The sequence below is a fragment of the Mitsuokella jalaludinii genome (assembly GCF_928722185.1).
In the GTDB taxonomy this organism is placed as follows: Bacteria; Bacillota; Negativicutes; order Selenomonadales; family Selenomonadaceae; genus Mitsuokella; species Mitsuokella jalaludinii.
Genome location: NZ_CAKMXA010000001.1, coordinates 1,205,029 through 1,218,772, shown reverse-complemented (window position 1 = coordinate 1,218,772; position 13,744 = coordinate 1,205,029). Strand labels below are relative to the sequence as shown.

General features: G+C 62.2%; 11 protein-coding genes. 10 read left to right on the top strand and 1 reads right to left on the bottom strand.

Annotated features, from left to right (window positions below; all coding sequences use genetic code 11):
* The first annotated feature begins 10 nt into the window (after window positions 1-10).
* The 6 genes from QDI87_RS05755 (at window position 11) to QDI87_RS05730 (ending at window position 7,083) form a co-directional block, all read left to right on the top strand.
* Window positions 11-2,074 (top strand): DUF5693 family protein, encoded by a 2,064-nt coding sequence (locus QDI87_RS05755; RefSeq protein WP_036374053.1) that lies wholly within the window; start codon window positions 11-13, stop codon window positions 2,072-2,074.
* The gene (gene csaB / locus QDI87_RS05750) at window positions 2,074-3,168 is read left to right on the top strand and encodes a polysaccharide pyruvyl transferase CsaB (protein WP_036374050.1); all 1,095 of its coding nucleotides are present in this window, start codon (window positions 2,074-2,076) and stop codon (window positions 3,166-3,168) included. The genes QDI87_RS05755 and csaB overlap by 1 nt, the downstream gene beginning before the upstream one ends.
* A 67-nt stretch (window positions 3,169-3,235) precedes the next feature.
* Window positions 3,236-3,922: a cell division ATP-binding protein FtsE gene (gene ftsE / locus QDI87_RS05745; protein ID WP_036374047.1), complete on the top strand. Its 687-nt coding sequence runs from the start codon at window positions 3,236-3,238 to the stop codon at window positions 3,920-3,922.
* Entirely contained in the window at window positions 3,912-4,799 is an 888-nt protein-coding gene (ftsX, locus tag QDI87_RS05740; protein WP_036374045.1) for a permease-like cell division protein FtsX, read from the top strand. Before ftsE ends, ftsX begins: the two co-directional genes overlap by 11 nt.
* 16 nt (window positions 4,800-4,815) lie before the next feature.
* Window positions 4,816-5,931: a murein hydrolase activator EnvC family protein gene (locus QDI87_RS05735; RefSeq protein WP_036374043.1), complete on the top strand. Its 1,116-nt coding sequence runs from the start codon at window positions 4,816-4,818 to the stop codon at window positions 5,929-5,931.
* A 12-nt stretch (window positions 5,932-5,943) separates the two neighbouring features.
* Complete coding sequence (locus QDI87_RS05730) at window positions 5,944-7,083, top strand: S41 family peptidase (RefSeq protein WP_036374041.1); 1,140 nt, start codon at window positions 5,944-5,946, stop codon at window positions 7,081-7,083.
* An 84-nt stretch (window positions 7,084-7,167) separates the two neighbouring features.
* Here the strand turns inward: QDI87_RS05730 and recQ are convergent, their stop codons facing one another.
* Complete coding sequence (gene recQ / locus QDI87_RS05725; protein WP_036374038.1) at window positions 7,168-8,952, bottom strand: DNA helicase RecQ; 1,785 nt, start codon at window positions 8,950-8,952, stop codon at window positions 7,168-7,170.
* Between the two features lie 135 nt (window positions 8,953-9,087).
* On the opposite strand from recQ, the gene QDI87_RS05720 reads away from it, so the two are divergent.
* From QDI87_RS05720 to QDI87_RS05705, 4 genes are read left to right on the top strand one after another with little or no spacing between them, the layout of a single operon-like run.
* Window positions 9,088-10,590: a TolC family protein gene (locus QDI87_RS05720; RefSeq protein WP_036374034.1), complete on the top strand. Its 1,503-nt coding sequence runs from the start codon at window positions 9,088-9,090 to the stop codon at window positions 10,588-10,590.
* A gap of 2 nt (window positions 10,591-10,592) precedes the next feature.
* Window positions 10,593-11,714, top strand: a complete 1,122-nt coding sequence (locus QDI87_RS05715) for an efflux RND transporter periplasmic adaptor subunit (RefSeq protein WP_423791164.1) — start codon at window positions 10,593-10,595, stop codon at window positions 11,712-11,714.
* A 9-nt stretch (window positions 11,715-11,723) separates the two neighbouring features.
* Window positions 11,724-12,455 carry an ABC transporter ATP-binding protein gene (locus tag QDI87_RS05710; protein ID WP_036374029.1) on the top strand — a complete coding sequence of 244 codons (732 nt, stop codon included), beginning with the start codon at window positions 11,724-11,726 and terminating at the stop codon, window positions 12,453-12,455.
* Window positions 12,445-13,662 carry an ABC transporter permease gene (locus QDI87_RS05705; protein ID WP_036374026.1) on the top strand — a complete coding sequence of 406 codons (1,218 nt, stop codon included), beginning with the start codon at window positions 12,445-12,447 and terminating at the stop codon, window positions 13,660-13,662. The genes QDI87_RS05710 and QDI87_RS05705 overlap by 11 nt, the downstream gene beginning before the upstream one ends.
* The last annotated feature ends 82 nt before the right edge of the window (window positions 13,663-13,744 follow it).

Here is a 13,744-nt window from a genome sequence, read left to right as displayed (position 1 = left end):
GGTGGATTAGATGAAGGGATTCAAGTACAATCGCTGGCTCGTGCTGGTCATCGTGATCGGCCTCCTGGCGGCACTGGCCATCGGCTTCCAGCGCCATGCTGTGGAGCGCGCGAACCGCCAGGTCGACCTCGCCATCGATTACGAGGGACTGCAGGAGCTTGCGCAGCGCGAGGGACTGCCGGAGCGCGTCGTGCTCGAGAAGGCGAAAGAGGCGGGCATCACTTCGCTGGCTGTCTACGAGACAACCTTCAAGAAGCTCAACGACAACGGCAAGGCTGCGGCAATCGACGGCAGCAAGATCCTCGAGAGTTACCATGCTGGGACGCTCGAGGACCCTGCCTGGCGCCAGCTCGTGGCCTCTGGCAAGATTGACGGCAAGGAAGTCTACGTCGTCGGTCACGATCCACAGACCTATCGAGAAGTCAAGGAAGATCTCTTGCGCCGCCTCGGCAGCGACCGCGTGACGGCCCTGCAGGTCGGCGGGGAGGAAGTCCTCGCCGTAAAGGCGCACTACGATTCCTTCCTCAAGATGAACCTCGGCATGCCGACTGACGAGATGAAGGCCGTCAACGATGCGGGCTTCCACGTCCTCGCGCGCCCGAGCAACTACGAGGACTGCACACCGGACGACGTCAAGGCTGTCTTCGCGCGCCTCGATGGCTTCGATGTGTCGGAGATCGTCTTCTCCGGCCAGCAGACGCTCGGTGCGCCGAAGGCCCTGCAGACGACGATCGACGAGATGAAGGCGCGCGGCATCAACCTCGGCCTCATCGAGGCCGTCACCCAGCTGCAGTTCTACAAGCAGGATGGCATGGAGGAGCTCGCGAAGGGGCTCGGCTACGACCACGTCGCCCGCCTCTACTCCATCCCGAAGGATGAGCAGCCGAAGCTCAAGATCGACACGGCTGTCGAGCGCTGGTCCAATACGGACGAGGAGCGCAACATCCGCATCGACCTGTTGCGCATCTACGACAAGCCGTCGCCGAACATGAGCCTCATGGAAACGAACATGAAGTACTTCCAGGAGACGCATGACAAGCTCGTGGCACATGGCTATACGATCGGCAAGGCCGGCACCTTTGCGGTCTACGATGCCTCGAAGGTCCTGCGCGCGCTCGTCATGCTCGGCGTCGCGGCAGCCGTCGTGCTCTATCTCTCGCTCGTGATCCCGCGCCTCAACGCGCGCACGCGCTATCAGTACATCCTCTTCGTCGTCTTCGGTCTCCTCGCGGCTGTGCCGGTCCTCATGGGCAACGGCTCGAAGATCCGCGTCGTCGCGGCGCTCGCCAGCGCGAATGTCTTCCCGGCCATCGCGGTCATCTTCCAGCTCGACCGCGTGCGCGCCTACAAAGAGAAGGAGCGCATCGTGCTGCCGCGCCTCATCGTGACGGCGGTCATCGCGCTCTTTGTGACGGGTGCGCTCTCGTACATCGGCGCGGCGTACCTCTCGGCATCGCTCGCCGATACCCAGTACTTCCTGGAATTCAACATCTTCCGCGGCATCAAGCTGACGTTTGTCCTGCCGCTCATCCTCGTCGGCATTGCCTTCCTGCAGCGCTTCGACATCTTCGATGGGCGCATGGATGACACGGAGGGTGTCGTCGAGCAGCTCAGACGCATCCTCGACATGCCGGTCAAGGTCAAGACGTTGCTCGTCATGCTCGTCGTGCTCGTGGCCGGCGTCGTCTTCGTCGCGCGCAGCGGCCATACGTCGGGCATGCCTGTCTCGCAGACGGAGCTGCGCTTCCGCGCTTTCCTTGAGCAGGCCTTCTACGCGCGCCCGCGCACGAAGGAGCTCATGATCGGCCATCCGGCCTTCATGCTCGCCGCGATGGCGGCGCTGCGCAAATGGCCGACGATGGTGTTCTTCGCACTCGTACTCGTGGCGACCATCGGGCAGGGCTCGATGGTCGAGACGTTCGCGCACATGCGCACGCCGGTCTACATGTCGTTCATGCGCGGCATCGGGGGCATTGTCCTCGGCGCCGGCATCGGCGCTGTCGCGATGATTTTGGTGGAGCTCTGGCAGGCTATCATGGCCAGGGCCGGTAAAAAGGAGAGTAAGGCAGACTGATGGAGAGAAGGATTGTCGTATCGGGCTACTACGGCTCCAAGAATGCTGGCGATGAAGCGATGCTGGCCGCGATGCTGGAGGTCCTCGGTGATCTCGACCCAAAACTTCATATCACGGTGATCTCGGCAAGCCCTGCTGATACGAGTGCGCGCCATGGCGTCGAATCCGTCTCATGGCTCAGCCTTCCTTCTATCGTCAAAGCGCTCTGGCGCGCCGACCTGCTCATCAGCGGCGGCGGCAGCCTGCTGCAGAATGTCACGAGCCGCCGGAGCCTATACTACTATCTCGCCATCATCTTCCTGGCCGTCATCATGCGCAAGAAGGTCATGCTCTACGCACAGGGCATCGGCCCGATCATCGGCGGCCTCGCGGAGTTTGCGATGCGCGTGATCGGCAACCGCGTCGATCTCATCACGGTGCGCGACCAGGGCTCTCTTGCAGAGCTCGCGCGGCTCGGCATCACGAAGCCGAAGATCGAGTGCACGGCGGACCCGGTCCTTGCCATCCATCCGGTCGACAAGGAGGCAGGACGCGCCATCTTCCGGCGCTACCACGCCGATGGCGCGGAACCTGTCGTCGGCATCTCCGTGCGCAACTGGCAGCACGAGACGCGCTTCAAGGATGTCATGGCGGAGGTCGCGGACCGCATCGTGCGCGAGCTCTCGGCCCGCGTCGTCTTCCTTCCCATGCAGTTCCCCGAGGATGTTCATGCGGCGGAATCCATCGCGGAGCGCACACATGAGCCCTGCACAGTGCTCAAGGATGAGTACACGACGAGCGAGTTCCTCTCGCTCGTCGGCAACATGGACCTCATGCTGGCCATCCGCCTGCACGCATTGATATTCGCCGGCGTCATGGGCGTGCCGATGATCGGCGTCTCATATGACCCGAAGATTGACCGCTTCCTCTCCTCAATCGGGGAGAAGCCGGTCGGCAGCCTCGACACCGTCACGGCTGACGAGCTCATGGCCGAGATCCGCCGCAAGTGGAACGACAAGGCGGTGTTCCGCAAGCGCAATGCAGAGCTTCTGGGCAAACTCCGCGATCTGGCGGCACGCAATGCAGAGCTCGCTCTGCAGCTCATAGGACATTGAGAGAAGGGGACTCCTCGCTGAGTCCTCTTTTTCACACCACGATATACACGACAAGAAGGAGAAGCTCATGATCCATATGCGCGACGTCTCGAAAATCTACGAAAATGGAGCGGTGGCTCTCGACCATGTGAACGTCGATATCGAGGCGGGGGATTTCGTATTCATCGTCGGTGCCAGCGGCGCCGGCAAGTCGACGTTCATCAAGATGCTGTTTCGCGAGGAGCTGCCGACGAGTGGCAGCCTCTTCGTCAATGGGCGCGACGTCGTCCACATGAAGCGCAGCGAGGTGCCGTACCTGCGCCGCGGCCTCGGCGTCATCTTCCAGGACTACCGGCTGCTGCCCGACAAGACAGTCTTCGAGAACGTCGCCTTTGCGATGCAGGTCATCGAGGCGCCGCGTCGCCTCATGCAGCGCAATGTCAATGCCGTGCTCGATGTCGTCGGCCTGCGCGACAAGTTCCGCTGCTTCCCCTCGCAGCTCTCAGGCGGCGAGCAGCAGCGCGTCGCGATCGCCCGCGCCATCGTCAACGATCCGGCCATTGTCATCGCCGACGAGCCGACGGGAAATCTCGACCCGGAGACGAGCTGGGACATCATGGACATCTTCAACCGCATCAATCTCGCCGGGACGACCATCGTGATGGCCACGCACGACAAGACCATCGTCGACACGATGCAGCGCCGCGTCATCGCCATCGAGGACGGCCACATCGTGCGCGATGAGGCGAAAGGAGGCTACGGCTATGAGGCTTAAGACGGGAGAGTACTTCATCCAGGAGGTATTCCACTCGCTGCGGCGCAACAACTGGATGACGTTTGCCTCCATCGGCACGGTCGCCGTCTCGCTCTTCGTCCTCGGTGTCTTCCTGATCCTCGTGCTCAACATGAATCGCCTGGCCGGCATGCTCGAGTCGCAGGTGCAGATCAGCGTCTACCTCGAGGACCATCTGACGGACCGCGAGAAGCGCCAAATCGGCTACGACATCGAGTCGCTGCAGGGCATCGACACAGTGACTTATGTCGACCGCGAAGAGGCCAAGGCGCGCCTGGCGGAGCGTCTCGGCGACCAGAAGTACCTGCTCGACGCGCTTTCAGAGGACAACCCGCTGCCCGACGCCTTTGAGGTGACGGTCACGACGCCATCTGTCGTCGAGTCGGCGGCGGAGGCCATCGACTCGCTGCAGGGCGTGGAGGAAGCGAAGTACGGCCAGGATGTCGTCGAGCACCTCTTCGACATCACGCGGCTCATGCGTATCTTCGGTTTCGTCCTCATGGGACTCCTGGGCGGCGCGACGCTCTTCATCATCTCGAATACGATCCGCCTGACCGTCTTTGCACGGCGCAGGGAGATCGCCATCATGAAGTACGTCGGCGCGACGGACTGGTTCATCCGCTGGCCGTTCCTCTTGGAGGGCGTCGTTCTCGGCTGCATCGGCGGCTGTATCGCGGCCGTCGCCCTGCGCAGCTTCTACGCGGCGATGGCGGCCAAGATCTACAGCACACTGGCCTTCTTCCCGCTGATGCCGCAGTACCCGTTCATGAACTATGTGACGCTGGCCATTCTCTTGGCGGGCATTGTCATCGGCGCGATCGGCTCCGTCATCTCGCTCAAACGCTTCCTGCGGGTATGAGGAAGGAGTGTATGGCATGAAGGAACGATACAGCAGAGCCGCATCCCTGATGCTCGCATTCTCTCTGCTGCTCGAGCCGGTCAGTCTGGCGGCGGCCCTTTCCGATGACAAGGGCGGCTATGAGAGCCAGGCGGCGGCCAAGCTGAAGCAGAGCAACGAGCTGCAGAGCAAGATCGACAGCATCTCGGACGAGAAGCGCGTGCTCGACGAGGCAGCCGATGCCGCCATCAAGGAGCACGAGGCGCGCAAAGCGGAGCTCGACGAGACGGACGCGCGCCTCAAGCAGAATGAGGCGGAGCTCGCCTCACTGCAGCAGGACTACGAGGCGAAGCAGGTGCAGCTAGGTCGGCGCGTGCGCGACATCTACATCAACGGGCAGGTCTCGTATCTCGACGTGCTGTTCGGCGCGCATGACTTCCAGGACTTCCTCACGCGCATGGACCTCCTGAAGCGCATCATCCGCCAGGACTACGCGCTCGTGCACGGCGTGCAGGAGGTGAAAGACAGCATCGAGCTCCGGCAGGCCGAACTCTCAAAGGAGCGGATGACGCAGGCCGAGCAGGAGGAGCGGGCGCATCGCGCGCGCGCCGACATGGAGGAGAAAGTCAAGCGGCGCGAGGCGCTCATCGAGCGGCTGCGCACCGATAAGGATCTCATCGACCAGCAGTACGAGGAGCTCATGCGCGCCTCGCGGCAGGTCGGCGAGATGATACGGGAGCGCGGCATGGGCAGTGCGGCACCCTCGGGCAGCGGCGCGATGATCTGGCCGGTGTCCGGCAGCGTGACGAGTGAATTCGGCTGGCGCGTCCACCCGATCACGGGCACGCAGAAGTTCCACAGCGGCGTCGACATCGGGGCCGATTACGGCGTGCCCATCCATGCGGCGCAGAGTGGCACGGTTGAGTACGCGGGCTGGGTTTCCGGCTATGGCAACACTGTCATCATCAATCACGGCGGCGGCATCACGACGCTCTACGGGCACAATCAGTCCCTAGCGGTCAGTGCCGGGCAGAGCGTGAGCCAGGGCCAGGTCATTTCCTACTGCGGTTCGACGGGCAACTCCACGGGGCCGCACTGTCATTTCGAAGTGCGGCAGAACGGCGAGCCCGTCAGCCCGTATTCCTATCTCTAAGAGGATGTAAACATGAGCAAGAAAAAAATCATCATCGGCGTCATCGTGACGGCCGTCCTCTCGTCCTTCCTGACGATTGCCGGCCTCAGCTTCGCCTTCGGCATCCACAGCAGTGAGGTCGCGGACATCGTCCGCTTCCTCGGCGTCAAACGCTTCATCGAGACGCGCTACGTGTCGGATGTCGACGAGACGAAGCTCATGGACGGCGCCATCTCCGGCATGGTGCAGTCCCTCGGAGACCCGCACTCGATCTACATGAATGCCGACAAGTTTGAGCAGCTCAAGGAGCACACGGAGGGCGAGTTCGGCGGCATCGGCGTGACGATGGGCTTCAAGGACAGCAAGGTCACGATCATCTCCGTCCTCGACGATACGCCGGGGCAGAACGCCGGCCTCGAGGCCGGCGACGAGATCATGGCCGTCGACGGCACGCCTGTCTCGGAGATGCAGCCGGAGGAAGTTGCGATGCATATCCGCGGCGAAGTCGGCACGGATGTCGTCCTGACGATAAAGCGCGGCGACGAGACGAAGGACTACACGATAGAGCGCGCGACCATCAAGATCGATACAGCCAAGGGCACGATGCTCGAGGACGGCATGGGCTACATCCGCATCGCTTCGTTCTCGGAGAACACGGGCAAGGAGTTCAAGGCCGCCTACGAATCGCTTGCTGAACAGGGCATGAAGGGACTCATCATCGATCTGCGCGAGAACCCGGGCGGCCTCGTCACGAGCTGCGTCGAGGTTGCGAACCTTGTCGTGCCGAAGGGACCCATCGTCTCGGTTGTCGAGCGCGACGGCTCGAAGGAAGTCCATGAGTCGAAGCTCGAGGAGAGCAAGTACCCGATCGTCGTCTTGATTGACGGCAACAGCGCGAGCGCTTCGGAAATCCTCGCGGGCGCCCTGCAGGACACGGGCGCGGCGACGCTCGTCGGCACGAAGTCGTACGGCAAGGGCTCGGTGCAGGTCGTCGTGCCGATGCTTCATGACGACGGCCTCAAGCTGACCATCGCGAAGTACTACACGCCGAGCGGCCGCTGCATCGACGGCACAGGTATCGAGCCGGATGTCGAAGTGGAGCTGCCCGAGGGCGCGACGACGGACGTACAGCTCGAGAAGGCCAAGGAAGTCCTGAAGGAAAAACTCCAGTGATGTCATCGCACCTCATATATCGCATCAAAAAAGCGCAATGCCAATCGTGGCATTGCGCTTTTTATTTCTCTTGTCGCTTTCCGGTCAGTCTTTCGAACGATGCTCTTCGATGCAGCGAAGGAATGATTCGCCGTACTTCTTCATCTTGTGCTCGCCGACGCCCTTGACGGTGAGCATCTCCTCGCGCGTCTTCGGCAGGACGGCGCACATGTCCTTGAGCGTCGCGTCTGAGAAGACGACGTAGGGCGGGATGCGGTCGCGCAGCGCAATCTCCTTGCGCAGCGCACGCAGATGGTCGAAGAGTTCCGGTGCCGCGGCCTGCCGCGTGACCTCCTTCGGCACGGCCTGCATCACCTTGGCCTGGCCGCGCAGGACGGGGTAGGCGGCAGGCTGCAGCGTCAGGACGGGGTACTTGCTCTCGGTCAGGGCGAGGTAGTCCGTCGCGACGAAGCGCTGGATGAGCAGCTTGATGTCAGCGAGACTGCGCTCTTTCATGAGGCCGTAGGTGGAGAGTGAGTCGAGGTGGAGCGAGAGGATGCGCTTGTCGGTCGAGCCTTTGAGGACCTGGGCGACGAGTGTCAGGCCGAAGCGTTCGCGCATGCGGTAGACGCAGGAGAAGACCTTCTGGGCGTCGACCGTCACGTCGATCTCCTGCAGGTCCGCCTTGCAGTTGCTGCAATTTCCGCACGATGATGGCGCACCTTCCTCGCCGAAGTACTGGATGATGAAGTGGCGCAGGCACTCAGGCGTGTGGCAGTAGTCGACCATCTTCTGCAGGCGCCCGAGGTTGTGGCGCTTGCGCGCCTCGTCTTCGGTCGAGATGTCGATGAGGTACTTCTGCGTCTGCGTGTCCTGCGGCGAGAACAGCAGGATGCACTCGCCTGGCTCGCCGTCGCGCCCGGCGCGCCCCGCTTCCTGGTAGTAGGCCTCGATGTTCTTGGGCATGCTGTAGTGGATGACGAAGCGCACATTGCTCTTGTCGATGCCCATGCCGAAGGCGTTCGTCGCGACGATGACCTGCAAGTTGTCGTAGAGGAAGTCGTCCTGCACCCGCGCGCGCTCCTCGTCACTGAGTCCCGCGTGGTAGCGGCCCACGGCGAAGTGCTTGCGTAAGAGCAGGCTGTAGAGCGCATCGACATCCTTGCGCGTCGCGGCGTAGATGATGCCGGCGTCACCTGGGTGACCCTTTAGGTAGCGCTCGATGAAGGCCTTCTTGTTCTCGCCGCGGCGCACCTCGAAGTAGAGGTTGGGCCGGTCGAAGCCCGTGACGTGGACGCGCGGTTCTTGCAGGCCGAGCAGGCGCACGATGTCCGCGCGCACCTCTGGCGTCGCCGTCGCCGTGAAGGCCGCGACGAGCGGGCGGCACGGCAGCGCCTCGATGAACGGCGCGATCTCCTGGTAGCTCGGCCGGAAGTCGTGACCCCACTGCGAGAGGCAGTGGGCCTCGTCGACGGCGACCATCGAGATGGTCTGCTTGTCGATGATGTACTGGAAGTAGCTCGTGCTGAGGCGCTCCGGTGCGACGTAGACGAGCTTGTAGCGTCCCTGGGCGATGGCAGAGAGACGCGCGTCGGATTCGGCGAGGGAGAGCGAGCTGTTGATGTAGGTCGCGGGGATGCCCTGCTCGGCGAGCGCGTCGACCTGGTCCTTCATCAGGGAGATCAGTGGCGAGATGACGAGCGTGAGTCCCGGGAAGATCAGCGCGGGGATCTGGAAGCAGATGGATTTGCCTGCGCCTGTCGGCATGATGGCGAGCGCATCGTGCCCGGCGAGCAGGCTCTCGATCACGGGGACCTGAGCAGGCCGGAAATCGCGGTAGCCGTAGAAGCGGCTGAGGAGTTCGCGTGCCTGGTCAAGATACGGGTTCATGATGGCAAGTTCCTTTCTTAATTGACATTTAATCGATATATAGGATAATGATAGCAATTCTATTCTACCATATATTTGTTATATTTGTTTGATATCGATATAAAAGATAAGATCGGGAAGTACGGGAGGACAGACATGAAGAGAACATCGTGCGGCAGGGGAGCCGCATTGCTCGCCTTTGCCATGCTCATCGGGCTGCCGACGGCATCCTGCGCGGATCTCTCGCTGCAGGATGCCATCGACCTGGCCCTTGCACAGAACACGGGGCTGCGCATCACGCAGAAGGATGAGGATGTGGCAAAGGCGGCGCTCAAGCAGGCCAAGATCGACAATGGCCTGAAGATCACAGGAAATGAATCGCTCGATACGACGCTGCACCGCTCGTCCCACACGAAATCGGAGAATGGCATCGGCGTCACGGCATCGTACCCGATCTACACGAGCGGCAAGGCAGAGGCTGCAATCGACAGCAGCGAGCTCGGCCTCAAGGCAGCGGAGCTCTCGACGGAGCGCAGCCGCGAGAATCTCAAGCTCGACGTCATCAAGGCGTATTACGATGCGCTCGAGGCGCGCCGCACGGTCGATGTGCGCCAGGAGACGGTCGACAAGTACCAGGACCACTACACGAATGTCAGCCAGCTCTACGCGGCGGGCTCCAAGGCGCGCATCGATGTCATCCGCTCGTCCGTCGAGCTCAGCAATGCGGCGCAGAACCTCATCAAGGCGCAGAACAGCTACGAGGTCAACCTCGCCACACTGCGCAATTACCTCAACGTCGACCGCAGCGAGCCGTTGAACCTGACGTCGGACTTCTCCTACGACCAGTTCAACATCGACATGGACGCCTGCATCGACTACGCCTACCGGAATCGCAAGGACCTCCTCATTGATCTCTACAAGTACCAGCAGGCGGAGAACGACATCAAGGCGGCCAAGGCGGACTTCGGCCCGAGCGTGACGCTGAGCGCCGGCCCGAGCTGGTCGCATACGTTCAAGCCGTCGACGAGCTCTGATTCGGACATCACGGCGGGCGCGACGCTCTCGTGGAACTTCTGGGACAACGGGCTGACGCGCGCCAAGGTCCAGCAGGCGGAAGCGAGTCGCGACAAGGCGAAGCTCACTTTGACGAAGGATCAGGAGGACATCGACCTCTCGCTGCGCCAGGCCTACTACAACATGCGCGAGGCGGAGAAGCGGCTGAACTCCACGGGCGATGCCGTCAAGCAGGCCGAGGAGGACTACTTCATCGCGCGCGAGAAGTACCGCGCCGGCGAGGGCCTGATGCTCGACATCATCGACGCACAGGAAGCCCTCTCGACGGCACGCCTCAACTACATCAGCGCGGAGTACGACTACGCGCGCTACAAGGCGACGGTCGAGAATGCCATGGGCATCGGCCTGACGGATGGGGAGAAAGAGGCTGCGGCCAAGATGACGGCGACGGCGGTGCCGGCTGAGCAGGCGGAGCGCGCCGTGCTGCAGGAGCCCGTCGTGCCGGAGAACGCCAAGGCCAGGGTAGATAAAGAGACGAAGGGGCTTGCCAAGAAGGCAGACAAGAGGAAAGCAGCTGCAGCCGCGGCCAGCGATGCGTCCGCCGAGGTCATCCATGACCTGGCAGAAGGAGAGATTACGAAGTGAAGATAAACGGGAAAGTCAAGCTCGCCATCGCAGCGCTCGTCCTCGCGGGCTGCGCCTTCGGCGGCTACCACTACTACGAGGGACAGCAGGCGGCGAAGCAGACGGCAGCGGTTGAGACGACGAAGGCCGTCCGCATGGACATGAAGTCGACCGTCTCGGCGACAGGCACAATCCAGCCGGTCGACTCGGTCGAGGTCAGCTCCAAGATCACGGCGCGCCTCAAGAGCGTGCTCGTCAAGGAGAACGACAAGGTCACGGCCGGCCAGACCGTCGCGACGCTCGACGCCAAGGATTATGAGGCCAAGCGCGACCAGGCCCAGTATAAAGTCACGAATACGCAGGCTGAGTACGATCGCATCAGCTATCTCTACAGTATTGGCGCCGACACGCAGAAGCAGCTCGAGGACGCGCAGATGAATTACGACACGGCTGTCTCGGCCCTCGCACAGGCGGAGTCGGACGCATCGGAGACGAGCATCATCGCGCCGATTGACGGCACCGTCGTCGGCGAGCCCAAGACAGTCGGCACGATGGCTGTCGCGACGTCGGACAACCCGACGGTCATCATGCGCATCGCCGACCTTTCGCGCAAGCAGATCAAGGCGAAGGTCGATGAGACGGATATCGGCAATGTCAAAGTCGGACAGCAGGCTACGTTCACCGTCGACACGTACACCGACAAGACGTTCACAGCTCGCGTCACGAAGATCTCGCAGACGGACACGAGCAATTCCTGGGATACGAGCAGCTCGAGTTCGAGCTCGTCCTCTTCTTCTTCGGCAAGCGTCATCTACTACTACGTCACGCTCGATGTCGATGACCCCGAAGATCTGCTGCTGCCGGCCATGACGGCCCGCGTGGAGATCAACACGGCCGACACGCCGGATGCGCTGGCCGTGCCGATCTCAGTCCTCAAGACGGATGCCAACGGCTCGTACGTCGTCGTGCGCAACGCGGACGGCTCACAGGAGAACCGCTATGTGATGACGGGCATCTACAGCGATGAGTACGTCGAGATCCTCTCGGGGCTCGAGGAGGGCGAGGACATCGTCAGCACGTACACTGCGAAGAAGAAGAGCTCGAGCTCTTCTTCCGGCAGCAGGCGCGGCGGCCCCATGTTCTGAGGTGGTTCGATGACAGGAGAGAAAAAGACAGAAGAGCGGTATGCGACAATACAGCTCAACGGCATCAAGAAAATCTATCACATCGGCGGCGAGGAGCTCGCCGCGCTCAACGGCATCACGACGAATATCTACCAGGGCGAGTTCGCCGCTCTGATGGGGCCGTCCGGCTCGGGCAAGTCGACGCTCATGAACATCCTCGGCTGCCTCGACCGCCCGACGGAGGGCTCCTACAAGCTTGACGGGGAGGAGGTCGCCGGCCTCGATGACGATGCCCTCGCGAGGACGCGCAACAAGAAAATCGGGTTCGTCTTCCAGAACTTCAACCTGCTCTCGCGCATCTCGGCGCTCGAGAACGTCGCCCTGCCGCTCATCTACGCAGGCGTCGGCCACAGAGAGCGCACGGAGCGCGCCATGCACTTCCTCGAGGCCGTCGGCCTCAAGGACCGCGCCGACCACCTGCCAAATGAGCTCTCGGGCGGCCAGCGCCAGCGCGTCGCCATCGCGCGGGCGCTCGTCAACGACCCGCACATCATCATGGCCGACGAGCCGACGGGCAACCTCGACACGAAGTCGACGAAGGAGATCATGGAGATCTTCGAGTCGATGCACGAGAAGGGGCGCACGATCATCCTCGTCACGCACGAGCCGGAGATTGCCGCCTGCGCGAGCCGCCAGCTGCTCGTGCGCGACGGCCAGATCACGCGCGATGAAGGGAAGGGAGTGGTCATGGATGTTGTTTAAGGAATGCTTTGTCATGGCCATCCATGCGCTCCTTGCGAACAAGATGCGCTCGCTCCTGACGATGCTCGGCGTCATCATCGGCGTCGCCGCCGTCATCGCGCTCGTCTCCGTTGGCATGGGCGTGCGCACGGGCATCACCGCGAACTTCGAGAGCCTCGGCGCCAACACCATCACGATCATGCCGGGCTCCTCGAACCGCGGCGGCCCGCGCGGTGCGGCCGGCTCGATGCAGACGCTCAAGTACGATGACGCCAAGGCCATTGCGTCGAAGATCAAGGATGTCCGCTACGTGTCGCCGACAGTCAGCTCCTCGTACCAGGTCGTCAACGGCAACCAGAACTGGAATACGTCCGTCACGGGCGTGACGCCGGAACTCATGCAGATCCGCTCGCTGACTGTCAGCAACGGCTCGTTCATCAGCAAGGACGACATGACGAAGCGCACGCGCGTGGCTGTCATCGGCGCGACGGTCGCGGAGAACCTGTTCGGCACGGAGAACCCGGTCGGCAAGAACATTCGCATCAAGAACCAGCCGTTCAAGGTCATCGGCATCCTGGCATCGAAGGGAAGTTCCGGCTTCGGCCAGGACCAGGACGATGTCATCTACATCCCGCTGACGACGGCCCAGGAGCGCATGATGGGCATCACCTACGTGCAGTCCATCAGCCTGCAGGCGGCGGACACGCAGAAGATCGACCAGGTGCAGGAAGAGATCACGACACTCCTGCGCCAGCGCCATCGCCTGACGGGCGACAAGGAAGACGACTTCCATGTGCAGAGCACGGCCAGCATCATCGAGTCGGTCAATCAGTCGACGGGCATGATGACGGTTCTCTTGGGCGCCATCGCCAGCATCTCGCTGCTCGTCGGCGGCATCGGTATCATGAACATCATGATGGTGTCGGTGACAGAGCGCACGCGCGAGATCGGCATCCGCAAGGCGCTCGGCGCGACGTTCCAGAACATCATGATGCAGTTCATGATCGAGTCGATGGTGCTCGGCATCGTCGGCGGCCTCATCGGCATCGTCGTGGGCTGCGCTGCCTCGTACGCCATCGCGAGCACGGGGGCAGTCCAGACGACAATCACGCTGGCGCCGATCCTGCTGTCATTCTCGTTTGCCGTCGGCATCGGCCTCTTTTTCGGTATCTACCCCGCGCGCAAAGCCGCGCGTCTCGACCCGATCGAGGCACTGCGCTACGAGTGATGCATCTTTGCTACGAATATAAGAATAAATGGGTGCGCGAAAAGCCCCGCACGTTTCTGTGCGGGGCTTTTGATATGCCTGT

Bases quoted from the DNA above. Each gene is read 5' to 3' on its own strand.
- QDI87_RS05755 (WP_036374053.1), top strand. From the start codon at position 11: ATGAAGGGATTCAAGTACAATCGCTGGCTCGTGCTGGTCATCGTGATC.
- csaB (WP_036374050.1), top strand. From the start codon at position 2,074: ATGGAGAGAAGGATTGTCGTATCGGGCTACTACGGCTCCAAGAATGCT.
- ftsE (WP_036374047.1), top strand. From the start codon at position 3,236: ATGATCCATATGCGCGACGTCTCGAAAATCTACGAAAATGGAGCGGTG.
- ftsX (WP_036374045.1), top strand. From the start codon at position 3,912: ATGAGGCTTAAGACGGGAGAGTACTTCATCCAGGAGGTATTCCACTCG.
- QDI87_RS05735 (WP_036374043.1), top strand. From the start codon at position 4,816: ATGAAGGAACGATACAGCAGAGCCGCATCCCTGATGCTCGCATTCTCT.
- QDI87_RS05730 (WP_036374041.1), top strand. From the start codon at position 5,944: ATGAGCAAGAAAAAAATCATCATCGGCGTCATCGTGACGGCCGTCCTC.
- recQ (WP_036374038.1), bottom strand. From the start codon at position 8,952: ATGAACCCGTATCTTGACCAGGCACGCGAACTCCTCAGCCGCTTCTAC.
- QDI87_RS05720 (WP_036374034.1), top strand. From the start codon at position 9,088: ATGAAGAGAACATCGTGCGGCAGGGGAGCCGCATTGCTCGCCTTTGCC.
- QDI87_RS05710 (WP_036374029.1), top strand. From the start codon at position 11,724: ATGACAGGAGAGAAAAAGACAGAAGAGCGGTATGCGACAATACAGCTC.
- QDI87_RS05705 (WP_036374026.1), top strand. From the start codon at position 12,445: ATGTTGTTTAAGGAATGCTTTGTCATGGCCATCCATGCGCTCCTTGCG.